We start from the raw sequence: 24,277 nt of genomic DNA, 5'->3' as shown, positions 1-24,277 counted from the left end.
CCAACCCTTTTATCGATGTCCATTGCTTCGGGGTCGCGATCCGACCACCAGTGACTTCATGAACCCACGAAGATCAACGAGCTCCTGCATGTTTGGCAGAGGACTCATCCGGACTCCCCCGCCCCGGCTTGCTATCAAACTTCTAAGCCTGGTCGTCCGGACCGGCCAACGCTTGGGAAGCAAAGCCCCAAGCTGAAAGGGAGAATGAGCCTCTCGCGCGTCGAAAGACCATGGCGTGATCTCTCCCCGGCTGTCTTTTTGCGATCTCTCTAGCCATTCCAAGTTACCGATCATATTCCTCCAATAGCGATCATCATTTGAGACGTTCCCTGCAAGGCGGACACAACGCTTCAGAAGGGCATGTACCCGTCCAAAGTCCGGGCTCGCTCGGCTGCCCGTCATCCCCTTCACCAAGGCCTCGACTTGTTGATGAGCTGCAACGGTAGCATTCTCGATTTCCCCAAGCGCCTCAAGGCGCGACTTTCCCGCTTCTAGGGCATCACTGGCATCAGGGTAGCACCCGAGGATCAAAAGCACCTGCCCAACGTTCACCGCGCGGTATGCCGCTCCGAGCGGATCAATCCCCTGAAGCGTTGCATCCAAGGACGCCAACCGATTCACGTAGGACTTCGGTCGTGGTTTTGCACCGCTCTTGCGATCGCCCAAGGCGTTGCGCACGATACAGAGAGCCTCAAGGTTAGCTGCGCTCGCGACGAAATCGGCATCGCGCTTGGCGGCCTGTCTTGCATCCCTTGCTGCGAGTTCCAGTGCGGAATGCGTCAGGAGTCTATTTCCCGTGGCGGTGCTCATCAGGAGACAATTGGCAATTCCCCTGGTAAGCCGAATTCTTGAAGTAAGCGCAATTTTCTCGGATTGCCTGGCAGTGATAAGGTGCGACTCACTTTCTCGGAACAACGCAATCCCCAAACTGGCGTCTCCATACGCAAGTGCCACCTCACCCGCGACAGCCAGCGCGTCACTAACCTCCCGGTAATTGTTCGGTGACGCAAAGACCCCAAAGAAGATCCTCAGCGATTCCCACGCTTCAGACGGCTGCCCCACTTTGCAAAGAATCTGAGCCTCCTCGACTAGCAATGAGCGCCCAAGACGTTCCGCGGCCTTCACCGTCCAAATTTCCTGACGCAGCTCTCCGAAGCTCCTGCCATTAGGAAGCTTCAGGAACTCCTCGCGCATCCTTTCTACCGTGGAGTCGGATACCTCAAGCCGACCTTCAAGGATGCCAGTCAAAAGTGCCGCAACACGCTCTCCTTGATTCTGCTTGTCGAACCTCTCGTGGTGATCGAGGCAAAGCGGAATCAGGTTCTCCACCCCACTCGATTTGTTGCGCGACCAAGCCTGGAAATGCGCCATTTCAGGACGCATCGTGCGAGGCGGACCTGCCGAAATATTACCACTCAGCGCCTCGGCCAGACACAATGCGCATCGCCCTCCGAAGCGTCGCAGAACCTCGCGCTTCACGACGCTCGTGGGCTTTCTGGTCGGCTTCTTCAAGGGAGGAAATGGAAGGAAGCGTCTCTAACTCTGGAAATTTAGCGTTGGATCCTCTAATATTCGAACGCGCTCGGACGGCAAGCCTAATGGCTGAGACTGAGGCTCGAACTTTCCAATCGCGGCTCCGGTCGAATATCCCCTCGAGATTTACCACCATGGGTAGTGGACCTCCTCGATTGGGATTCCTTAGCCTTCCGGCACGATGCTTGCGACATCGATGCCTCTTGCGGCTAGATGCCTATGGGATGCTTTGACAATCGCCGAATGGATTTCCTGCCGAGGTCAGGGTGGCGGGCAGTACGTCTCACACGCCATGTAAAACGTTGCACTGCCCGTCACCCAAAATACCTCAACTTAATCGGAGTCCCATACCGAGAAAGCAATTCAGATACTCGTTCCGGACGTGACGAATCCATCGACTTCGCAAGCCACAAAAGCCCGTGATTGGCCGTCCGACACTGCGGTTCTTCTTGAGCTGGGGCGCGGTTCTCGCATCGAGAATTTCTGGACGGTCAACGACGCCTTCCAAGGAACCCAGATTTTCGGGGCTACCGGCAGCGGGAAAAGCAGCGGGTCGGGCAAGGCAATAGCCCGGGCATTTATGGAATCCAACTTTGGCGGCTTGGTTCTAGTCGCAAAGACGGACGAACGACATGCATGGGAAGAACTTGCCAGAGACACCCGCCGATCGTCCGACCTTCTGGTTTTCTCGGAATCCAATCCCCATCGCTTCAACTTTCTACGCTACGAGCGCCAGCGACCAGGCAAGGGAGCCGGCAACACCGAGAACCTGATCAATCTGTTCTGGAGCGTCATGGAAGTTGCTGACCGCAGAAACGCCCGCGGTGGTGAGGCTTACTGGAACAGGGCCCTCAAACAACTCCTCCGTAACGCGATCGATCTCGCCGTCATTGCTACCGGGGACGTGGATCTCTCCAGTCTCTACAGGATCGTCACATCGGCCCCCAATTCATTGGCCGAAACCTCCGACTCGGCATGGCAGCGTGACTCGGTCTGCTTCGCGCTCCTGAACGCTGCAGAACAAAAGGCCGACAAGACCGGCCGGCGGCATGACTTCGAGATGACCCGGCAATACTGGCTGAGAGAGTTCGCCCAGCTCGCCATCGAAACCCGCACTGGCATCGTCAGCATGTTCACCAGCATGGCGGACTGCTTCCTTCGAGGAATGCTTCGGGAGATGTTTTGCGGTGCTCAGAACTTCTCACCGGAGGACAGCTTCGAAGGCAGGGTCATCCTGCTGGATTTCCCGGTGAAGGAATACCACGAACTCGGAATCTTTGCTCAGATCCTCTTCAAATACGTCTGGCAGCGTGCCGTCGAACGCCGCATTCCCCCGTCGGTAAAGCGAGGCATAGCCCAGGAAACAATCAGGCCGGTCTTCCTCTGGGCAGATGAGAGCCAGTTCTTCGTGAACCAGTACGACGCACTGTTCCAGAGCACCGCGCGTTCCTCTCGTGCCTGCACCGTCTACCTTACCCAGAATCTTCCTGGCTATCAGGCAGCGTTCACCTCCGAAGGAGGAAAACCGGCCGCCGAAGCGTTCCTCGGCAACCTTCAGACCAAAATATTCCACGCTAACGGCGACCCTCAAACCAACAATTGGGCAGCGGACTCTATCGGCCGAGCCAAACAGATCCAGGCTTCCAGCGGGGTGGCTCAGGGCGATCGGCAAGGATCCAGTCAGAACGCCGGTGGCGCGTTCGCCATCGAATTCATCGTCCAACCCCAGGAATTCACAGAGCTGCGAACTGGTGGCCTCGAGAATCGCGGAATCGTGGATTCGATCATTTTCCAAGGTGGCCGACGCTGGCTTGCCGAGGAAGGCAAAGGCGACGTTCCGCGAAACTTCCTTCGCCACAGCTTCAACCAATTGTCCACTTAGTGAAAGACAAGCAAGCATCGGCACCCGCACCGAAGGGCGGCATCCCCGTGATCAGCCCCGTGCTGCATTTCTTCTCGATGCCAATCTTGGTCCTTTGGCGCCGCCGCTTTGGATATGCCTACCTCCGACCCAAGAGCGTGTTCTTGGCGAGCATCTTCGCCTCCACTCTGTTCGCCTGGATGGCGTGGCATGAACCGGCATGGCAACCGCGATACCTTCCGCTCGCCGGCTTTCTTGTTCTCTTCTCCATGCTTTACCTGGTTCACCTTGGTGCAAGCATCACCGCCAACGTGGCTGGTCGCGGGGAGCATGACCAATTCTCCGGACATTCGCACTTGCTCTCCCTGATTCCAGCAGGTCGCAGGCATGAGTATGAATCCATGGTTCATACCATCGTCGAACCTCTTCTAACCGCAATCGGCGCTTGGCTTCTCTCCCCCACCCTCCTCGGAACTGGCCTCTTCATCTTTAGCATCGCGCTCGCACTCAAAGAACTCGTCCGATCCTGGCAGTCCCTTCGTCTGAAGAAGCGCTTCAGAGACAATCTCAACGACGCCAGTGAAACCATGGACGCTACTCAACCGGCGGCGTTGAAACCAATCTCCGCAACCGGCCGCACGCAACGGGAACGTTTTCCCAGGAATTGCAGCGAGCAGAGCGATGTTGATGCCTGATACTTTCCCGATCGATCCTACTTCCAAATGAAGTTTCGGAACCCTCGGAACTCTGCGCCGGATTTGTCGGAATTTCCGTGTCGGCGACGTCACACTCGCGGGAGAAAGTGACTCAACCACGAATTGAACCCCTTCCGTATGTCGTCCAAGGACGCCTATAGTCCGCCCCTCGATTGATTAAGTTAAATTAACTAATGAGAGGGTTAGATGAACGACAACGAAGAACTGCCGGAGCGCAAAGTCGCCCCGATTCAAGAAACTGAAGAGGACCTTTGCCGAGCACTTTGGCTAGCGGTCGCCATCCAAGCGTTAATCGACGCATCAGGCAAAGGAGGTAACTCTGCCTACCAGACACAAGCCCGCGAATGGCTGTTGGGGAAAGGAGGCATCACCAGCGACTTCGCCGCGGTTTGCGATCTCGCCGGAATCGATTTCGCGAAGACTCGTCGGCGCTTCACGAAGGTACTGAAGGGCGAAACCGAGTCCATCGACTTCCGCTGCACCAAGAAAGCACACCTTAGGAACCGCAGCCAGGAAAGCCGGAAGCGCTACTTCCGCCGCGCCGAGCGCAACGCCCGCCTACGTCACGAAGCGCGCAGCCGAATCCTCTTCCCCAATGCGGCGATGGGCAGCGTTGCTAGCAACGACAATTCAATCAACCAACCAATGGAGAACTATGCATGAGCCAACAACCAATCCAAACTATCCGCGTGGGCGGAACCAAGGCCACGATCTGGGCAAACGATCGCGGGGATGGACGCACCCTTCACACGACTAGCATCGTCCGCTCCTACATGACGGAGGGTGGCGAATGGAAGGAGACCAATACCTTCCTTCCAAACCAGCTTCCCGAACTGATTCTCGCAAGCCAGAAGGCCTTTGAGTTCATCCACCTCGGCACTCGAAGCCAGGATCGCGAACATTCGAATGAGGAACGATCGCCTTCTCGTGACGAATCTGCACCGCAGGAGCAATCTGTCGGCGCGAATGACTTGGATCCGTTCGCACCTGAGCAATCACCAGGTGGATTCACTGAAAAAGTCACGCAGCAACGTGCTCCGCGACGAGCGAGGTAGACCCTATGATAGCCGCCGGCGAAGAGCTTTCCCCGGCGGCCATTACCAGGACCACGGACAGATCCGTAAGGTCTCTCACTGCGAGGTATCGTACTAAAACGTAAGCTCTATTACCCAGCCAAACCGTCCCACTGCGCCGCACCGCGCAACCTTACCCTCGCAGGAATGCAAGCCGTCTCCGCTCATACCTCGCTCCGCCGTCTTGCCTTCCCGCCAGGAATTTGCGCCACAGACAGCCATTTACTGAACACCACTGCTGCGCAAGGCCTCCGCAGACGTGTTCAGTAAATGGAAGAGCACGACTGAACATCAGATTTCAGGTCCGGAGGAAGGCTGCCTTCTCTCTCCCCCCGCTTCGCGGAATTCATGTTTGCGGCAGCAACCCACGCACGAACGGAGAATCGCAAGTGCAACACTCGAACAAAATCACTTCGGCCTGTGATACTTCAGCGCCGCCTCCGTTCTGGTCCGAACGTGGAGCTTCACGTAGATACGCTTCAAATAGTACCTGACGGTATCAACGGACACACCGGTTCGTTCCGCGATCTCTTTGTTGACGAATCCATTGGCGAGTAGTTCCAAAACCTCACGCTCCCGGGAGGTGAGATGCTCTACATCGTCAGCAACAGTCGATTGTTCCCGGAAATGGAGAATGACCTTGCGGGCAATCTCAGTGCTCATCGGCGCTCCGCCCGCTTGGACTTCCCGAATTGCAGCCAGCACCTGCTCGGGAGTCGATCGCTTGAGGAGGTAACCTGAGGCCCCGTTGCGAAGAGCGGCAAAAATGCGGTCCGGATCCTCGTAGACTGTCACCATGATTACCTGAACCTCCGGAAGAATCTTCTTGAGCTGCGCGACGCACTCGACACCTGACATCTTCGGAAGCTGGATGTCCATGAGCACCACGTCCGGCTTGTGCTTGGGAAGACGCTCCAATGCCTGTTCTGCAGTGTCGCAGGTGCACACGCAGCTGAATTCCTGTGCTTGTTCAACGGTGACAGCCAGGGCCTCACGCTCGCTGACGTCCGTGCCACCTCGGGAGGATTTGTTGAAGCTGCGGACTACGAGGGAAACTTCGTTTCTGGACGCCATCCCTACCCGTGGACCTCCGGGAAATACACGTTCTCGCTACGCCGGATGGACACTCAGATCGTGGACGGCAAACCCTATACCTGGGTGGGTGCATTCGTTCGCGAACATGCCACATCCAGGGATGTGTTTGTGAACGCGTTGCGCTTTCCCGGAGAGAAGCTGGTTCATAACGGCAAGAACGCCGCGTTCCTGGAGTTCTACTCCACCGAAAGAATCTATTCCCCACCTGACATCTCCACCTTGCCGCCATTGGAAATAAAGCTCTCCAATCTCCGCTTCAATGGCATGCCCGCCGATTTGACCAAGGTCGATGCAGCGTTCATCCGGCATGATTCGAAGCGCCCCGACGGCCTCGGTGCTCCAGTTTCCCCGAACCTCATTCGAGTCTCGGCGTCGGAGGATGGCCGCGAGATCACATGCCGTCTCCAGAACCGGATCTTCCCGGACAGCGAGGAACCTAACAGAACCCTGTGGTCTTTGAAGAAGTGAGTTCGTTGGGACCAACGCCAATGGGTTTCCTACTTGGCTCTCTCGCTTGCAACCGAGAGAGCAACAAGTCTGCAGGATCCGCTCGCCGGCCGAGCGGCCAGCACGGATGAATTGGACTCTGTCTGTCGGCCCATGACTGAGAGCGCCACCCGCGTAGAACGTGCTGTCTCGACAGCGGAGTTCGAGGAATTGCTAATCTCGCACCAGCGGCGCCTCTTCCTCTACATAAAATCGTTGGTGACGAACTACCACCAAGCGGAAGACCTCTTGCAGCGAACCAATCTGATCTTGTGGAGGAAGCGAACAAACTTTGAAGCCGGTTCGAACTTCCATGCTTGGTCATTCGCCATTGCCCGATTTGAGGCCCTCAGCCAATTGCGCCAATTGCGCCGCGACAAACGCGTCTTCGCGGATCTGGATGAGGACATCGAGGATATTGAATGTCCTCTGCCCATTTACCCGGATTACCCTGATCCCGACGCTGCGGCTCTGTCTGCTTTGAAAGATTGCCTCAAGCGACTACCCGCCCGGGACCAGGAACTGGTCATGATGCGCTACGGCACGGATAAAACCCTCGGCGACTATGCAAAGGATCTCAATCGCAAACCCGGAACGCTCAAGGCCCGGCTTTTCAAGATTCGTGAGAACCTGAGAAAAGGTATCGAGGCCGAATTGCTGAAGATCGATGGGGAGTGGGTGGAGTCATATGGCTCGTCCATCATTGTGGGCGCTATGGGCCCTCCGGAGATCCGGTGGTAGCATGGCGACCTCCACCATCGGATCAAATGACGTGATCGCCTAGGCTGGCGTGCATCACAAGCAAGGAGCGTCGGTGTCTCGCGTTGGCATCCACGATGCGCTGCTCGCCGCCCTAATGGAAATTCAACTCCAGCCCTGCTCAGACAGGTTTGATTCCCGCGATCTCCAGGAACTTGTCCAACGGCATCGCCACCTGGATTTGGGGTGAAGTCTGCGTCACATGAATCGCCGAGGCGTTCGCCGGGATTACTCCGAACTGCAGCTCAAGCTTTGAGATCGCCGGCGGGATCTGGGTTTCCAACTCTCCGTTCAGCAGGTTCTGGCTGATCTTCACCGCGAAGCCCTTGCCATGAAGCACCTTGTAGAAGGCAGTCTCATCGACCGCCTTGCCGTTCCCTACAAAGGTTGAAGACGCACGAGCTTCCCGCTTTGCTGCAGGCTTCTCCTTCGTCTTGGTATCGGCTTCACCGGTCGCGGGGTCTGTCCCATACGCCGACAGATACTTTCCGGAAACGTAGAGAGGCGAACGCCCAGCCTGTCGATAGCGCGGGGTTTCCTCCAATACCCACTTGGCTTTGGACTTGGCCAAATCGGCGTAGACAGCTTCCTCGGTAGCGGGCAATCCGTTCTCGGAGCGTAGTTCGAGGACAACCTTCAAGGTATCGGCGGGGATCTTGCTCATGATGTCCCGCTATCCTGGGAACCAAAGACTCCACCGACAAGGCGTATCGGATTCATGACCGCCGCCCGCTGGACGATATCCGCCGCTCCTAACGGCTGACTGCACTCGCAACGTCACTTCTTCTTGCCCGGAGGTTTGCCAACCGGAACCCGTTGCACGATTGCGGTCTTCTTGCGGCGACGGGCTTCATCTACCGAAATAAAGATCCCTCTTTCGGCATCACGGCCGACCAACTTCGTTTTCTTCTTTTGCATGCTGCCCCATAGCACCGGACCACAGCACTGTCCAACAGCTTTTTTGTTCAATCGAACATCAGTTATTCACAACGAGAAAACCCGCCTCTTGCCACCTCGTGTCAGCGTTCAGACGCGCAAGTTCGGGGAAAGCAGTCCCCAGTCGTCGATGAGGAAGTAACGGCACATGCCGGCAAATTGTTTCTTCGATGCCACATGGCGTTCGAGTCTTTTCAGTACCTTCGCCTTCGACGCGGCCTTCATTCCCTCCAGCGAGTCACGGACGGTCGCCAGAGTCTCGTAGAGGTCGTACCGCAATACGCAAAGTTCCTCACGGTTGAGGCCGTAATACTGGATGCAGTCGGCAACGCGACGTTTGACCTGAGCTCCGTTGCTCCGGGGGATCACTGAGACCAAGCCCTTAACGTCGTCCGCCTCATAGGCAAAATAAGTCTCAGGATCCTCGTGGTTCGGATCGATGAGGCCGGGCTTCTCCGCGGTGAAAAGCTTCTTCCAAGCGGCATCACAAAGCGCCTTCTTCGTCGGATCGGGAACGAGCTTGCCAACGAGGGCCGTGAGCGCCTTGGTCGTCGTGGTCGTGGTGATCTTCACCGGCGCCTTGGTGATGGTGCCGGCAATCGGGAAGTTCTCCCCCTTGTACTGCTGGTTGCAGAGCTGGCAGGAAAACAGGTAGTTCTCCCAAGAGCAGGTAAGCCACCACCAGGAGGCTTTGGGACGGAAATGTTCGACATCGCCGTAACTGATGGCGGTGGCCCCGGATTCGCAGTAGGCACATTTGCCATGAGATTCCTTGATGAGTTGCTTCTTTGCTGCCTTCCACCAACTGGAACTGTAGCCGTGCCCGGCATTGGAATCGCTCTGAAGCCGAATCAGGTGATCCAGCCGAGCACCAAGCAGCGAGGTTTCGTTCTTCGAGCTACCCGGCGGACGGAAAGCAGCGGGGATGGCGTTACGGTCGCGAGTGATCTGTATCATGGGGAGGGCTCGGGTGGAGGGTGCCGGAAACAGACGGTCATTTGGCCTTCAAGGCGGCTTTGATCATGGGACGATCAGCCCCTCGAACACTCGGCGCCTGATAGGCAGCTGGACCGACGGCCTTGGTCACCATCACCACCCCCTTGGAGCCCTTTGTGGCTTTCTTGGCACCTTTCGTGGCCTTCTTCGTTGCACGGGGTTTTCCCCCGCTCTTCAGTAACTCCTGTCGGACCTCCTTCAGCAATGCGATCTTCTCCTTTTCGCTCTCCGCATCCACCCGCGGCCGCGGAACACTGAGAAGAACTTCCTTCTCGTCGGCAGTGAGATCGGAAGACTTCTTCGCGCGCAGTTTCTCCACCGCAACCGACATCCCGCTATCGAGGCCGAAGACTGGACTTACGAGGATTTGGTCGACACGCAGCAAATTGGGCGCGTCTTCGTAATGATGGAGAGTGACAGGTCCCTTACCCTCCCGCTTCACGACGTAGAGCTCTGCCTCGCCGCACTGCTGTGCCGTGAGTGGCGAGTGGGTGGTCGCGACGAATTGGAGATTGGGGAGCGTGGTTCGAAGGTGGTCGATCACCCGGCGCTGCCACTTGGGGTGCAGATGAAGATCCACTTCGTCGAGCAGCAGAAGCCCGCGGGCTTCTTGAGGCTTCTTGTAGTTCCGGAATACTTCAGTGATGCGGAACAGCAGGTCGCCATACCACGAAATAACGCTTTGATAGCCATCACTAAGCTGACCTAAGGGAATTCGTCCGTCAGCCGTGCTGAACAAGAGCTGACGTCGCTCCTTGTCGATCTTGTAGAATTTAACCTCGGGCAGCAAAGCATCGAACGCTTCGCGGATCATTTTCAAGCCCACCGAGCCTCGCCGGTAATGCAAGTCCATCGCCCACGACTCGACCGAGCGCAACGAGCTGTCGCCCCGGAAGAGGGTTGCCACGCTTTGCGCACGCGGGAGCATGGATGAATCCCCCTGGAACTTCTCGCTATCCGGGCTTGGGAAGCGACGCGACACTCCGTAGCCCGCGGTGAAATAATTGCGGGAGGAATGCGAGAGCGCTGCATCAAGATCCTTCAGGTTCTTCTCGTTTCGCTTCAGTATCGAAGTGAGGTTGTCCCGCCTGCCCAGCTCCAGGCTGATCTCGCGAACTTTCCCATCTTGGGTCACGATCTGGGCGCTGATGCGGCCGAGCGTCGTCCCGATTCGGAGCCAGCGCTTCGGGTCGTCCAGCAACTTGGGCAAGGCCTCACTGCCGGCGAGAAGCAGCGCGGCAGAGCGCAAGATGGTGCTCTTGCCGATTCCGTTCTCCCCAAGGATGCAAGTCCACTGCCGGGTTTTCCCCGTCCCATCAGGGGCAGTGAAGTCGATATCCAGGAACTCAATGGAGCGGATGTTTTCCAGAACAAGGCGGCGGAGAAACATGTAGGGAGCGTGGACGATCGGTCTGGTTCTTTCAATCCCTTTGCCTGTCGTTTCCGCCCACCCTATTCCGGATTCCGAGTGCGGTGTTAGGGGTCCAAAGACGGATCCCGGGGAAAGGACTTTCCCCGGCGTCTACTTCGTGCGCCGCGCCCCATTCTCCTGGGGCTCCGCCCCAAACCCTGATGCGCGGATCTCCGTCTCTTCGGCAGGCCGCTCTTTCCCGCCCTTTCATCAAGGTGGCGGACTGGTCTGTTGCTCCGCGCCACCTGCCCCATGCTCGCGATGAAGGCCAGCCGCCTCCGCTCGTCCCTCGCTTCGTCGTCTTGCCTCCCCCGCCAGCGGGCAGCCTCCACAGTCCCGGGGATTGCACACCACTGCTTCGCAAAGCCTTCGCAGCCGTGTGCAACCGCCCGGATCGATAGCGGCCGGTTCTCAGCGTCAAGGGCATCCCGTCGTTGTCCTCGTCGCATTCGTTCCTGCGGGAACGCCGGGAACCCCTCCCTTGACCCCTGCGAGCTGGCCGCTGGGACGCGGCCAGCAACTTTTTCGTCTCAACGAAAAAGTCGGGGGCCTGACTTCCCTTGGGAAGGCTCCTCCACTTGAGCCGCCGCCGTCGCTAGTTCCCTAGCAGATCTCCAATCCGGAAAGCATTGGCTTGAATCGTAAGTGTCGGATTCACTCCTAGTCCTGAAGGGAAATAGGAGGAGTCCGTTACGTAGAGGTTCTCGAGCCCGTGAACTTTCCCGTCGCGGTCGAGCACATTCTCGTTCGGGTCGTCGCCCGCACGAGCCCCGCCCGAGGCGTGATAGAGCTGCTTCATGGTCGGGTCCTTTTTGAGGAAGGGCTTGATGGCTTCCGACGCGCCTTTTCGCTCGGTGATCCCGCCGGCGGCCTCCATGATGTCCATGGCCTTGTCCCGTATCCAGCGCGCCGCGTTCATGTCCATCGGGTGCGGCGCATAGTGGATCGTTGTCGCCGGCATCCCAAACCGGTCAAGTTCATCAGGGCGGATTCCAATCCTGTTCTGCCGTGTAGCCAGACCGTCCCCGATGAAGCTGAGATCCATCTTGAACGGGAAAACATCATTCAGAAAGACCTTGGCCTGATCGCCGAACAGCTTCTTCGAACCGACCTCGAAGACCGGCCCCGACGCGCTCGAAACCAGAAGGATTCCCGCCTTGAGGAATCCCGATGGCCCCTCTTCGCTCGCATCGTAGAAGCTATCGATGTAGGCAGTGTGGGGCGCGGTGTCCCAGGTCGTAGTCGGAATGGGAGCCTTGCTCCTGCCGCCCCCGGTGGTGTGGACCATGAAGTAATTTCCCAGCACGTCTTGGTTCCCTGCGTTTGAGGCGAGGAGCAGGCGCACCGATTCGATGCACTCACAGGCCACTACAAGAAGTGGACACGGAAGCGTCTTCTCGACGGGATCCAACGTTCCGGAAATGCAATCCACGGAAACAACCCGTCCATTGCTATGGTTGATCTTCCGCACGAAGGTTCCGGGCTGGATCTGGAGGTTTCCTGTCTTCAGTGCGTGCCTGAGGGTCGTGACGCGCATGTCCGACTTCGCCTCAAACCGGCAGGCGAAGTCCTGACACAAGCCGCTATGATGGCAAGGACTGCGGCCATCATGGCGGCTGCTGTTGATCGCCATCGGCGTCGGTATGACCTCGGCACCGAGCGCCGGATTCTTCTTCAACGCATCCGAAATTAGGGCCGCGGCCTTGTTGAACCGCAACGGCGGCAGTCCCGAGTTGGGGGCTCCCGCAATGCCGATCAGCTTCTCGGCAAACGAATACCATGGCTCCAACTCCTCGAAGGAAATCGGCCAGTCCCGCAGGTCGGCGCACGCTTCAGTTCCAAGCCCGGTATTCAGATCCCCTCGCGAACCGAATGTGCTCTTCATCAGCATATCGACCGGTTTAGCCCGGAAGGAAGCACCGCCGTAGTGCACGGTTCCTCCGCCAACCATCTGCGACTGCCATCCAAACTCGGTCCTCTCCAGCGGGCTGCCCTCGTAGCTCATGTAGCGCCGCTCCTTCTTCAACGGGGGCATCAGGATCTCCTTCTCCTTGAAGAGAAGTTCATCCCCCCGGCCGAAACTCGCGAACCTCTTTCCGTAGAGGCCGCCCTCAAAGAAATCCGGCAGCTCCAGCCAAGGTCCCTTCTCAAGGCACAGAACCTTCATGCCCTTCATCACCATCGAATAGGCCGTGCATGCGCCTGCAGCACCGGAGCCGATCACAATTGCATCATACGGGACGGAACTCATGGGGTCAGGGAATGGGAGTAAAGTTTGAGTAGAACCAACCGAGGCCGCGGTAATTCCCGCCGTAGCACGGGTCGCCGAACATACCGCCGATCACGAACTTGTGCAGCACTCCGAACAGGAGCTTCTGGTCATCCACAGGATTTGAATTCCGCCTGCCAATCGACCATGTCGCCAGCGCGCCTTTGGAGAGGCTGCCCACAAAGGCTGTCCGGGCGGCTGCATCCAGCGTCGCGAAATGTTGGCCTGGATGGTTCTCCCCGCACCCCTCGCTGAAGTCTAGCAGGGCGAGCTGGAGGTTGATCCCGAACTCTTGATCCCAAGCGGCCCGGAATACCGCGTATCGGTCAATCCGGATGTCGCGGGCCATGATCGGAACCTCCACCCCTGCCGAATCGAGCATCACGTTCTCTGGAAACATTGTCTCCGCCAGGAGCTCGATAAGATCGCAATAGGGTAAGGTGCAAAGCAAACGCGGATCCTCACCCGTCTCGGGACGGTCCGCCTTGTAGGGTCGGTGGAATCCACCGCCGACAGGAAGTGGCAAATGACTGGGAACTCTCATGGGATGAAAATCATTCAAAGACCTGTGAACGGAACCGTCGCTTGGCGCCACTCTTCCCGACCAAACGCACACATCCGGCCCAATCTACTATCTTCATAGTATTTATTGGCGCAATCGCCCCGCAGATGCGGCTTGCGACAAGACCGGGAGGGGGGGCTTTCTTGTGCATGGGAGGAAAAGCTCGGCTTGCCTGCATCATCCTCTTGCGAGGCGTTGCCGACAGATTCCCGAAGCACTCGCCTCCTAACAGTTGCCGCTTCGGCGTGCAAGAAAATGCTAATAACTCTTCGGGTAAAATGCCGTCCAAGTTTGATCACTCAAACAGAGCTTCAGATCTCCCCGAGACCTCGATTTTTACCCATCTGCGCCATTGCCCGGAAAAGCCCCGCCATTGAAGATTACCCACCTTCACTTTCCTCCCCCCTCATGAATTTGCGTGAGATCTCGAACCTTCGAGACCAAATCCTCGATGCCCTTACGACCAGCAGCGACAATCCGGCAGATGCTTTCCTGCTTCCCGCCAATGGCTCCGAATTTCTAGTCGAGCCTTCAGAAGCCGCCCCATCCCTCTGCTCGGTCCTCAATCCGCACTTCAGGTTCCTCCAGAGTTCCAGGAATTCCAGCCTTCTTGGGGTAGGCATCACTACCACCGCGCCTGAAGACTATAAGCTCCTCTTGGTGCCCAACGGAACTCCCCGGAGCCTAAAAGCGGCAGAGGCCATCTCGAGGATCTTCTCCGAATTGACGATCATCCAGGTCCTTCGCAATTTTCATCTCTATATTCCGGACTCTTTCCGGCGTGGCCCGTTTTCATCGAAACCACTTTTGGCAAACCGCCGGCCGTTGATTCTGGGTTGCGAGATCGACGCCGAAGGAGAGCTGGGATCTCTCGGCGGCTTTGTCAGATGCCCCGCCGGGCGCATCGAGTTGCTCAGTTGCCAGCATGTCTTCGGCGCTTTGATGGGCTGCCTCGGAGGGAAGCATGTGTCGCAACCCAAGACCCGCTATTCGACGCAGAACCGGGTTGCGATCACCAACCCCTCAATCGAACTCTCCGAAGTCGATCTGAACTTCGGTGAAGCGGCTAGCGCTCGCTTCACCCAAGCTGAATTTGCAGGTCGGAACGAGATTCCGAGGGGGCAAGGATACCCCTTCGAGGGCTCCAAGATCATCCTTCCTCCCGAAGATTTCGAACTCCACCAAGGAACCCCGGTCTTCAAGATCGGAAAGACCACTGGCTTCACCCGAGGCTCCGTTTTCGCTCCCGACTTTTCGTTCCCGGTAACCTTCAAGCCTTCGCGGCGACGGACCAAGAAGTTCTGGTTCGATGGAGGATTCTCTGTGGTTCCCGAGGGAAGCTCCAGATTCTCTTACGATGGGGATTCGGGAGCCCTGATCTTCTGCGAGTCGCCGGTACCCAACATCTTGTGGGGCTTGGGCCTGATCTCGGCGGGTGGCGTCAACCGGATCGGCCAAACTCGCCGCTCGACTCCAATTACTTTCGCTTGTAGCCTGCGACGGTCTCTTAGTCTCATCAATAGGACTTGGGTCGAGTAATTTCGGCCCTCTTGACATTCCGCTAAAAATTATCCATAACTACCTTAGGAGGTAATTTCCCATGGGGAAGTACGAGGTCATCAATGCGAAGGAGCGCATTCTCGAAATGAGAAGGCGCCTGCCGCACCTCGAAACCATCGGAGTGGTCAGTAAGGACAACGAGAACTACTATCTCACGGTTGGTTTAAGGAGCGGAGCAACAGAGCAAGAGAAGGGTGATATTCGCGATGCCGCGTCCGACGTGCTTGTCGAATTCACTTCCATGCGTTCCACGGGTTTCCAGCGGCGGTAGCACCTACCAGTGATCCCAGAAAGGCGGCTTTCCCCCTTGGAACGAGTTTTCACCGTCTGGCTTCCCAGCCATGTAGGTGTTCACTCCAAACGCTGCAGCGTAAACCAGCAGCCCTCCAAGGGTCGCTGCGGTGGCGATGCGATCAAGCGGAAGAGCAATGCTCTTCTCCGCGAGAAAGAGTGCACCGAGCGACGTGCCGCCGGCAAGAAGGCCTCCAAACCATCGCGGCCCCCACCCGCTCATGTGGCGGACCGTATTGAAGGCAACCGTGGTAACGCTGATGGCGCCCACGTTCTTGAGAAAGTCGAGAAGTTCCGGGTTCATCGGGTTTAGTTCGGCGGATCTCCAGCCAACCGCTGAAGGCGCTCCGCAACACGAATTGAACGCTCATGATCGCGTCGCGTGAAAGCGAAAGAACACGGACTACTCAAAAGGCAGTCGGCGCCAAACAAGCCGTCTCCTCACCGGAATTGAACTCGGCTCAGCTCTCCGAGCTGTCATGCAATCGCCCCGAGAAACGCGAAAAAGACAGACTCCCTCACCTGCCAGGCCAAGGCTAACAATCTCATCAGGAAAATTTTGACCTTCCAGGCGGATTTCGGTGAGCTTGGTATATGCCATCCTCGGACGGGCAATCCCACGACTTCCAGGTATTCTGTCATCTCACGGCAGAGAAGTCGGCCCTGTACCGACGGATCTTGGAGGCCTTCGTCAATGCCAAGGCGTCGTTTGTACTGCACCTCCGCCCGGGAGACGTTAGATCCGCGCTCGGTGAGACCTCGGCAGACTCGGAGGAGGATTTCGAGCCAGAGCTGGCGAAACTGTGCGAATGGGGAAATTTGGAAGCGAACCGCGACCACGCCGATGTGACCACCGCAGAAGACTTCTATCGGCCTCGCTTTCTCTATCAATTGACGTCCGCAGGTGAAGCAGCCGAAGAGTCACTCCGGGTTTTCCACGAGATGCTCGTCCAACCGGGCGAGCTCCAGACCACTACACTCAAGGAGATCCGCGAGCAACTGACCGAACTTGCCGTGCTTACTTCGGCGTCCGAGCTCGATGAAGGGCGAATTATCCTCACCTTGCGGAATCTGACCGACCGCTTCGAACAGCTGACGCATCGTGCCCAGATTTTCCTGCGAGCACTACAGCGAACCATCGATCTTCAAGGTACGACGATCGAAAGGTTCCTCGAATACAAGCAGCACCTCATCGACCACTTGGAGCGTTTCATCGGCGAACTGGTGATAGCCACCCACGAGATTGCAGAGGACCTCCGCAGTATCGAAGATTCAGGGTCCGACCGGCTGATAGAGATCGCCGCGCTTCGCGACGCCGCTGACGCATTGGAGCATCAGAGAATACAACGCTTGGAGGAGTGCCGGCGACTCTGGCAGGCTAGGTGGTCGGGATTCCGCGGCTGGTTCCTAGGAGGACCTCATAGCCAATCCCAAGCCGAAATGCTGCGAACACGGGCTCGCTCAGCGATTCCAGCATTGCTTGGTACCGTGGCTCGGATCAATGACAGACGACTTTCCAGGAGCGACCGGGTTGCGGATTTGCAGACGCTAGCCCGGTGGTTTGCGCAAGCACCCTCGGAGGAAGACGCGCACCGCCTTTGGCGCTCTGCCTTCTCCCTAGCTCCAGCACGCCACCTGAAGGTTGATGCAGAGACCTTGGACCTGCGGGAACAGGAGCCCGTATCTTCACAAACCAGTTGGTTGGAAGCGCCCCCCGTCGAGATCACACCCCGAATCCGCCAATACGGACGTCATGAGGCGAAGGGGCCGGCACGGCGCGTTGTTGATCGGTCAGCGGAAAAGGAGTTGCTAGCGCGCTTGGTGAAGGAGGAAGCCGAACAAATTGCTAAAGCACAGAAGCGCTTGGCGCAGGGGCGCAGGATGCGGCTATCCGAATTGGGCGCTCTTGATCAACCTGAGGAATTCCGGCTCTTGCTTGACCTGCTAGGCAAGGCTTTAGCCGCAAAGCGGCGCGACGGGGATTCCGTCTCTGCCTCATCTAGCGACGGAGCCCTCCAAATTCATTTGGAGCCGGCAAACGACGGGCAATTCGTCACGCTAGTGACTTCCGGGGGAAACTTCACCGGCTTGGACCATCACGTCACCATAACCCAAGACTCGACTTGATCTATGGCCGACCTTCCCTCCCCTGCCATTCCCTTGGACGACAAGCTTGGCGAACTTGCTCTTGCCGAGCGTCAACACGCGACTCGTTGTTTGCTCCAGCATCCGATGCTCTCCGCGGGCGGCGCGTTTGCCGAGCAATTTGGCTTGGTCCGCAAGCATGCAGAATCATTACGCGAATGGTTCGCACACCATGCCAATTGGGAACTCCAGGTAACAAGCGACCTCGCCCGCTTGAGGAAAACTCCGCCGGATTCCTCGGACGGCACCCGGCCCGCCCGGGACTCGCGCACCGATGCGCCATTCACCCGTTCTCGCTACGTTCTTCTCTGTCTTGCATTGGCGACCTTGGAACGGAGCGAAAGGCAGATCACTTTGGGCAGGCTGGCTGAAGAGATCCAAGGCTTCTTCAAAGCGGATCCCGAGCTGGAACAAGCTGGAATGATCTTCGACCTCCAGTCTGTGGATCAGCGGAGAAACCTGGTGCAGATTATTCGCTTTCTCCTCGAACACGGCGCCCTCCGCCGGATCCAGGGGGAAGAAGACGCGTTCCTTAAGAACGAGCGGAGCGACGCCCTCTACAACATCAATCGATCGGTGCTATCCGGAATGTTAGCAGTCCGCCGCGGGCCCTCGATGATTCAGAACATCGCCTTTCGGGAGAGGTTGGCTGCGATTGTGGAGGAACCTCTCCCGGAAACGGACGATGGACGAAACCGTCGTTTGCGGGTTCGCCTCATGCGTCGTCTCCTCGACGACCCGATCCTTTACTACGAGGACTTGGAGCCGGACGAGCGCGTCTACCTGGACAGCCAACGCGTATTCATCCTCCGCCACATCCACGCTGCTACCGGCATGGCCTCCGAAGTCCGCAAGGAGGGCATTGCCCTTCTCGACCAACGAGGAGACATGACCGATCTCGGACTTCCAGAAGAAGGAACCGACGGTCACCTCGCTTTGCTTGTCGCCGAGTTTCTGGCTAACATGCTTCGCCGGGATGAGAGCGCACTATGCGGAGTCGCCGTCTTGAGGGAGCACGTGGCCCAACTGATTGAAGTACACCGCAAACACTGGCGCAAGGACGTTACTGAGCCCGGCGCGGACAGGCTTCTCATGGAATCCACCATTGATCGCCTCGTCGCCCTCCGGCTCGTGAGACGGACGTCCGAAGCCATCAAGCCTTTGCCGGCAATAGCCCGCTTCGCCTTGGGAAATCTGTCGAAGCCAGAGACCGCCGAGGAAGAATCATCACCCCAATGAATCCACCCGCTCCAAACACCTCCATCGTGTTGCCGAATGCGACCAGTCTTCGCTGGCAGCCTGTTCGAGGCGGCCTCATCAACCTCTATCGTTACGACTACCAAGAGTTCCGATATGAGAACGGACGATTGGTACTAAGGGGCAACAACGGCACTGGAAAATCGCGAGTGCTCGCCCTCCAATTGCCCTTCCTGCTCGACGGAGAGATCATTCCACAGCGCTTCGAGCCCGATGGGGATCCCGCAAAGCGGATGGAGTGGAACCTTCTCATGGGCGGTAGATACGATGATAGGCAAGGATACACTTGGCTTGAGTTCGGTAGGATCGACGAAAACGGACAGGAGCACTTTCAAACCATAGGCTGCGGGCTTAGGGCCGTACAGGGGAAGGGAATCGCCCAGCAATGGATGTTCATCACCCGGCAGCGCATTGGACGGGATCTATTCCTTCTCAATGAGAGTTCGCAGCCCCTGAGCAAGACGAAGCTGGAGGACTCGATCGCGGATCAAGGCAAGGTGTTTGGCAGCGGAAAGATCGAGGAAGATAGGCGGGATTACCGCAAAGCCGTGGACATGGCCTTCTTCCAACTGGGTAGTCGTTACGGGTCCTTGCTCAGCTTGCTGATCCAGCTTCGCCAACCCCAATTGACCAGAAAGCTCGAAGAGAAGACTTTGTCGGATGCACTCAACCAATCGCTGCCGCCATTGCCGGAATCAGTGCTTGGCGATGTTGCAGACGCCTTCCGCTCACTCGAAAACGATCGTCAGGAGCTCAGCGATCTGATCGCCGCCAGGGATGGTTCGGAAGTATTTTTGGTCGAATACCAGCGCTACATCCGCATTGCTGCCCGGCGGCGTGCCGAGGAAGTGAGAAAGGCGAACTCCGCCTATGAAGCCACCATGCGCCGCCTTCGGGAACTTCAAGGCGAGAAGCACGAGAACGAAGAGCATCTGAAAACAGCGGGTGATCACATCGATTGGCTCAAAGGTGAGAAAGCCTCCGCAGATGCAAGGCTTCAAACCCTGCAGGAGAGCCCCGAAATGAAAAGCGCAAGGGAGCTGGCGACAGCGCGCGAAACCGCAAGCCGGGCACAAAGCCGGGCCGAAGATGCCGAGCGCGAGCTTGATTCGCGAGCCGCAACCCTTGCGAAGGAAGGAGAACGTCACGCCTCGACAATAGAGCAGGATCGCCGGGCAAAGCAGGAACTGTCTCTCAGCGAAACCAACAGCGAAGCACTCGCGCAAACATGCGGTTTGGCAGGACATCACCGCGAGAGCCGTTCGGCCCCCGATGCCGGAGACGCACGGCTTAAGGAACATATCGCCCAGCATTTGAAGTCAGCCCTCCATATTGAAAGGCGCAACCAGGCAATTTCTGAGGCTTGGCAAAAGGTAACCATCGCCCAGTCCAACCACAACCAGGCGAGCACCGAACTGGAAGAGCATCTGGAGCACGAAAGAGCCGCCATCGACGCCCGTGATGTGGCGATAACTACATTGTTCCAAGCATACCGCGACTGGGCGGCTGGCCTCCGAGAACTCGAACCAACTTCCCTCGACACCTTTGAGGATGAGTTCATCCAATGGAGCGAGACCGCCGAAGCAGAGAGTCCCTTGGCCAGCGCCGTAAAACTGGCCGAACAAACGGCCGTATCTCGCCTTAGCAGGCTTCACGGGGATGCCCAGCGAGCATTGGACGAGGAACGTAGGAATCTGACTGAACAGGAAAGCGAATGCCAACGTCTCCGGGATGGGAGGGAGCAGCCGCCGCCGATCCCACACACTCGGAATCCGGACGCCCGCGAGGACCGTCCCGGTGCGCCATTTTGGGCGCTGTGTGACTTCCGGCCTGAGATCACTGATGATCAAAAAGCCGGGCTGGAGGCGGCCATGGAAGCTGCCGGCCTGCTCGATGCCTGGGTTACGCTGGACGGGGAAGTGATTCATCCCCATCAGCACGACAGTTTCCTCTCTTCCCGAACGAATTCTCCTGCACCCGTCGGTCGCTCTCTGGATCGATTCCTGAAGCCGGATCCGTTGCGCAAGACTCCCGTTGTTGATGCGGTGATTGTGGGTGTGCTCCAGCAGATAGGCTGTGATCAAGACGCTGGCCAGGCATGGGTCACCACTGAGGGCCGTTGGCAACTTGGCCCCCTGCATGGATCTTGGAGCAAGCCCTCGGCTCAGTATATCGGGCATGCCTCGCGCGAAGCAGAACGCCAGCGACGACTTCGAGAGGTCGAGGAGCAGATGCTGGAGACTCAGACGCGGATCACCGCGCATGATGAAAACATCTCCTCAATCGTCTCTCGTCAAAATGCGGCGCGAGGAGAAGCGGACGCGGCACCAACTGATGGGACCGTCCGTGGTCGGGTTGCGGACATCGCATCAGCTCACAGGGCCGTCGCGGCCAAGCGGTCTCGCCTGGCGGAGACGGAATCTCGCCTCCAGAAAGACCGGCAACTGCACCTCGATTCCGTGGCGCTCCGCAATCAAGAGGCAGCCGACCTCTCGATCGGTGCTTGGGTCGAACGGTTGACCGAATTACGGGAGATGCTTGGCGAATATCGCCAGTCACTGACCGAAAGAAGGGCGGCGATCGACAAGCAGCAATCGACCAGCGATCAAGTGGCCTGGGCCGAGGATTCTTTGGCCAAGGCGCGCCAACTGAGCGAGCAAAGTGAGATCCGGCAGCGCGATGCTCACCAAGAGCTGCTGGCCGCCCAGTCGAACCTGGAGACTCTCGAGGAATCCGCCGGAGCGTCAGCTGAAGCAATCATGGCCAAGTTGGAGGATGCCAAGCTCAACCAGAGGAAGATTGCAGATGCCCTAGAAGAGCATGAAAAGAAGAAGAACGGCATAGCCACCGCAATCGCCATCGCCGAATCAAGAATCGTCGAGACCAATTCAAATCTGACTGAGAAGTCTCAAGCTCGTGATGTCGCTATCACGGCTCTCATTGGATTTGCCGAAACCGGCCAGCTCCGCGTCGCTCACCACGATCTGGGTGGCCTGACGTCTGGCCCTTGGTCCTCTTCCCGCGGTGTTGAGATCGCCCGCCAGATCGACTCCCTTCTTTCGAACGTGGACTACGACGACGTCGCTTGGAGGAGGAACCAGTCCAATATCCACCAACACTTCGATACGCTTCAATCCAGCCTTCGGTCCCACGGCTACATGCCGGAAGGCACGCTCTTGAACGATGTTTACGTGGTATCGATTCCGTTCCAGGGCAAAGTCTGCACGATTGACGAACTTCGAGACGCCCTCATCGACATCATTCGCGACCGCCAGGAACTTCTTGATGCGCGGGAGCGGGAGGTTCTTGAAAACTACCTGATCGATGAAGTCGCTGAGTCTCTCCACGATCTTCTGCACAGTGCTCTTCGCTGGAAAGAAGAAGCCAACAGGGAGTTGGAGTCGCGTCCCATGGACACCGGCATGACCCTGCGCTTTTCGTGGGAGCCATCAGCTGACAGCCCACCTGCCTTGACCGAGGCCCGGAAACTGTTGCTTGGAGCACGCGGGACGTGGTCGCCAGCAGAGCGAAAGGCGGTGGGAGACTTCCTCCAGCAACAGATCCGGGCTGTTCGTGCCGCCAACGATACGGGGACGTGGCAGGATCACCTCACCCTCGCATTTGACTATCGGAAGTGGCACCACTTCGGCGTCGAGCGCAAACAAGACGGCGCGTGGAAGCGACTGACAAAGCGAACCCATGGCACCGGGTCGGGTGGAGAGAAGGCAGTGGCACTCACGGTTCCCCAACTCGCAGCGGCCGCCGCTCATTACCGTAGCGCCCACCCCCTCGCTCCGCGCCTCATCCTCCTCGATGAGGCTTTTGTCGGGGTCGACGCCGACATGCGAGAAAAATGCTTTGGCATGATCGCGGCATTCGATCTGGACGTAGTAATCACAAGCGAAAACGAATGGGCCTGCTATCCGACCGTGCCCTCGATCGCCATTTACCAACTTTCCGCGCGGCCTGGAATTGACGCTGTGTATGCCTCACGCTGGGTCTGGAACGGTCGCAAAAGGCTTCGCGACGAAACTCCAGATCCGTCCCCTCTCCCACCCGGTGCCTCAGCATGAGTAGCGATCCTCTTCGCATTCAGGAAACCTTGGGACGACCGGAACTGAACCGGCTTATACTGCGTCTCCGACGCAGACTCGAGTCGGGCCGATCGCTCTCCGGACCGCTTACGCTTACCTCCTGCAGTCCCTCGGAGCGTGACGCACTTAATCGACTTTTAAGGCGGGCACCAAGTACGGCCACTTCCATCACCATTCAGCTTGAGTCCCTTGAATTGAACCTGAGGAACGCCGGTGTCTGCGCATCACTCGCCAATGCAGTCGAGGCTTTGGGAGGACCTGTAAAAGACAAAAGGACGGAGCGTATCAAAGAGGAGGAAGCGTGGGAGAATCTCTTTTCGGATGCAATTGGCTCAGCGGGTGAAAGGCCCGAGCTAATGACGTGGCTGGCAGAGTTGAAGACGCTTGGCCTGCTTCGCCGGCATGATCCCGCAGTCGCCCGCCAGCTCCTTGAACAGTCCTTCAAAGTGATTTCGCGGTTGCCTGCCCACGGCACCACATTGGCGGAACTCGCAGCTTCTGTCTTTGGCGACGCCCACGCACTAGATCAAGGAAAGACGGTATCAAACCTGCTGCTCCGCGCCGTTGCTTCCATGGGAAATGTCGAAGCATGGGACGACAGCGAGGGGCGACGCGATGCCTGGGCATCGGTCGGAGTATTGCTAGATGAACTCAGCGCGCCTGTGGCCGTTCTCAATCTGAGGGCTCGCGGGGCAGACACTACCAGTCGAGCGCTAAACATCCATGCCGATGCCGGTGAACCCCAATTCCTAACGATTCGCCAACTCGTCAGGACCCCACCTACATTCGAATCGTCCACACCCTACGCCTACGTCTTCGAGAACAAGAACGTCCTCGCAGCAGCAGCCGATCGACTCGGAGAAAAAACTCCACCCTTGATAGCGACCGATGGCCAACCAAAGACCGCCCTCCACGTTCTCCTCCGGCAGCTGAAATCCGCGGGGTTTCTAGTCCGCTACCACGGCGATTTCGACTGGCCCGGTATCCGCATTGCGAACGCGATGCGGTCACGCCACGGTGTGGACATCTGGAGAATGACTGCCGATGATTATCTCCGCTCCGCTGCCGGTGAACTGCAGCTTCGCGGCCTGCCAGCCGACGCGGAATGGGACCCAGCGCTTCGCCCCGCAATGGAGGCATCGGGAATTGCAATGCACGAAGAGCAGCAGCTGGACGAGATCCTTGCCGCACTCTCAATGCATCCCTCTTGAGAAGGAAAACATCCGAGCAATT

At 57.8% G+C, this 24,277-nt stretch carries 21 protein-coding genes; 12 read left to right on the top strand and 9 right to left on the bottom strand.

All coding sequences use genetic code 11. The annotated features are described in order from the left end of the window. Positions 1 to 9 precede the first annotated feature (9 nt). Positions 10 to 1,512: an HNH endonuclease gene (locus tag KBB96_RS04975; RefSeq protein WP_211633006.1), complete on the bottom strand. Its 1,503-nt coding sequence runs from the start codon at positions 1,510 to 1,512 to the stop codon at positions 10 to 12. A 403-nt stretch (positions 1,513 to 1,915) separates the two neighbouring features. Between KBB96_RS04975 and KBB96_RS04970 the strand changes: the two genes are divergently transcribed. The 4 genes from KBB96_RS04970 (at position 1,916) to KBB96_RS04955 (ending at position 5,165) form a co-directional block, all read left to right on the top strand. Further along, positions 1,916 to 3,415: a type IV secretory system conjugative DNA transfer family protein gene (locus KBB96_RS04970; protein WP_211633003.1), complete on the top strand. Its 1,500-nt coding sequence runs from the start codon at positions 1,916 to 1,918 to the stop codon at positions 3,413 to 3,415. After that, positions 3,415 to 4,089 carry a hypothetical protein gene (locus tag KBB96_RS04965; protein WP_211632999.1) on the top strand — a complete coding sequence of 225 codons (675 nt, stop codon included), beginning with the start codon at positions 3,415 to 3,417 and terminating at the stop codon, positions 4,087 to 4,089. The genes KBB96_RS04970 and KBB96_RS04965 overlap by 1 nt, the downstream gene beginning before the upstream one ends. Positions 4,090 to 4,296: 207 nt before the next feature. Continuing rightward, a complete protein-coding gene (locus KBB96_RS04960; RefSeq protein WP_211632996.1) occupies positions 4,297 to 4,773 on the top strand; it encodes a hypothetical protein in 477 nt (158 codons plus the stop codon). Further along, a complete protein-coding gene (locus tag KBB96_RS04955; protein ID WP_211632993.1) occupies positions 4,770 to 5,165 on the top strand; it encodes a hypothetical protein in 396 nt (131 codons plus the stop codon). The genes KBB96_RS04960 and KBB96_RS04955 overlap by 4 nt, the downstream gene beginning before the upstream one ends. A 426-nt stretch (positions 5,166 to 5,591) precedes the next feature. On the opposite strand, the gene KBB96_RS04950 is transcribed toward KBB96_RS04955, so the two are convergent. Then, entirely contained in the window at positions 5,592 to 6,131 is a 540-nt protein-coding gene (locus tag KBB96_RS04950; protein WP_264176988.1) for a response regulator, read from the bottom strand. An 18-nt stretch (positions 6,132 to 6,149) separates the two neighbouring features. Between KBB96_RS04950 and KBB96_RS04945 the strand changes: the two genes are divergently transcribed. Beyond that, on the top strand, positions 6,150 to 6,746 hold the full coding sequence (locus KBB96_RS04945) for a hypothetical protein (protein WP_211634697.1): 597 nt from the start codon (positions 6,150 to 6,152) through the stop codon (positions 6,744 to 6,746). A gap of 132 nt (positions 6,747 to 6,878) precedes the next feature. Then, positions 6,879 to 7,505, top strand: coding sequence for a sigma-70 family RNA polymerase sigma factor (locus KBB96_RS04940; protein WP_211632988.1), 627 nt, complete (start codon positions 6,879 to 6,881; stop codon positions 7,503 to 7,505). A 139-nt stretch (positions 7,506 to 7,644) separates the two neighbouring features. On the opposite strand, the gene KBB96_RS04935 is transcribed toward KBB96_RS04940, so the two are convergent. The 6 genes from KBB96_RS04935 to KBB96_RS04910 form a co-directional block, all read right to left on the bottom strand. Continuing rightward, the gene (locus tag KBB96_RS04935; protein WP_211632985.1) at positions 7,645 to 8,187 is read right to left on the bottom strand and encodes a hypothetical protein; all 543 of its coding nucleotides are present in this window, start codon (positions 8,185 to 8,187) and stop codon (positions 7,645 to 7,647) included. A gap of 113 nt (positions 8,188 to 8,300) precedes the next feature. Further along, on the bottom strand, positions 8,301 to 8,441 hold the full coding sequence (locus KBB96_RS04930) for a hypothetical protein (RefSeq protein WP_211632983.1): 141 nt from the start codon (positions 8,439 to 8,441) through the stop codon (positions 8,301 to 8,303). A gap of 108 nt (positions 8,442 to 8,549) precedes the next feature. Continuing rightward, complete coding sequence (locus KBB96_RS04925; protein ID WP_211632980.1) at positions 8,550 to 9,416, bottom strand: HNH endonuclease family protein; 867 nt, start codon at positions 9,414 to 9,416, stop codon at positions 8,550 to 8,552. 37 nt (positions 9,417 to 9,453) lie between these two features. Continuing rightward, positions 9,454 to 10,845 (bottom strand): AAA family ATPase, encoded by a 1,392-nt coding sequence (locus KBB96_RS04920; RefSeq protein WP_211632978.1) that lies wholly within the window; start codon positions 10,843 to 10,845, stop codon positions 9,454 to 9,456. Between the two features lie 616 nt (positions 10,846 to 11,461). Beyond that, a complete protein-coding gene (locus KBB96_RS04915) occupies positions 11,462 to 13,117 on the bottom strand; it encodes a GMC oxidoreductase (RefSeq protein WP_211632975.1) in 1,656 nt (551 codons plus the stop codon). 4 nt (positions 13,118 to 13,121) lie between these two features. Continuing rightward, positions 13,122 to 13,517, bottom strand: a complete 396-nt coding sequence (locus KBB96_RS04910; protein WP_226373695.1) for a gluconate 2-dehydrogenase subunit 3 family protein — start codon at positions 13,515 to 13,517, stop codon at positions 13,122 to 13,124. Positions 13,518 to 14,105: 588 nt separating this feature from the next. Here KBB96_RS04910 and KBB96_RS04905 point away from each other — a divergent pair. Further along, entirely contained in the window at positions 14,106 to 15,236 is a 1,131-nt protein-coding gene (locus KBB96_RS04905; protein ID WP_211632971.1) for a hypothetical protein, read from the top strand. A gap of 61 nt (positions 15,237 to 15,297) precedes the next feature. Then, the gene (locus KBB96_RS04900; RefSeq protein WP_211632969.1) at positions 15,298 to 15,528 is read left to right on the top strand and encodes a hypothetical protein; all 231 of its coding nucleotides are present in this window, start codon (positions 15,298 to 15,300) and stop codon (positions 15,526 to 15,528) included. A gap of 3 nt (positions 15,529 to 15,531) precedes the next feature. On the opposite strand, the gene KBB96_RS04895 is transcribed toward KBB96_RS04900, so the two are convergent. Then, the gene (locus KBB96_RS04895) at positions 15,532 to 15,852 is read right to left on the bottom strand and encodes a hypothetical protein (RefSeq protein WP_211632967.1); all 321 of its coding nucleotides are present in this window, start codon (positions 15,850 to 15,852) and stop codon (positions 15,532 to 15,534) included. Positions 15,853 to 16,142: 290 nt separating this feature from the next. Between KBB96_RS04895 and KBB96_RS04890 the strand changes: the two genes are divergently transcribed. The 4 genes from KBB96_RS04890 to KBB96_RS04875 are packed head-to-tail and all read left to right on the top strand — an operon-like array spanning position 16,143 to position 24,255. Further along, the gene (locus KBB96_RS04890) at positions 16,143 to 17,675 is read left to right on the top strand and encodes a TIGR02677 family protein (RefSeq protein ID WP_211632965.1); all 1,533 of its coding nucleotides are present in this window, start codon (positions 16,143 to 16,145) and stop codon (positions 17,673 to 17,675) included. 33 nt (positions 17,676 to 17,708) lie between these two features. Next, positions 17,709 to 18,932 (top strand): TIGR02678 family protein, encoded by a 1,224-nt coding sequence (locus KBB96_RS04885; protein WP_211632962.1) that lies wholly within the window; start codon positions 17,709 to 17,711, stop codon positions 18,930 to 18,932. After that, entirely contained in the window at positions 18,929 to 23,023 is a 4,095-nt protein-coding gene (locus tag KBB96_RS04880) for a TIGR02680 family protein (RefSeq protein WP_211632958.1), read from the top strand. Before KBB96_RS04885 ends, KBB96_RS04880 begins: the two co-directional genes overlap by 4 nt. After that, a complete protein-coding gene (locus KBB96_RS04875; RefSeq protein ID WP_211632955.1) occupies positions 23,020 to 24,255 on the top strand; it encodes a TIGR02679 family protein in 1,236 nt (411 codons plus the stop codon). The genes KBB96_RS04880 and KBB96_RS04875 overlap by 4 nt, the downstream gene beginning before the upstream one ends. Positions 24,256 to 24,277 lie beyond the last annotated feature (22 nt).

Origin of the sequence: Luteolibacter ambystomatis (genome assembly GCF_018137965.1) — a bacterium.
Classification (GTDB): Bacteria; Verrucomicrobiota; Verrucomicrobiia; order Verrucomicrobiales; family Akkermansiaceae; genus Luteolibacter; species Luteolibacter ambystomatis.
The sequence above is the reverse complement of the archived record's forward strand: the minus strand, read 5'-3'. Positions and strand labels throughout refer to the sequence as shown.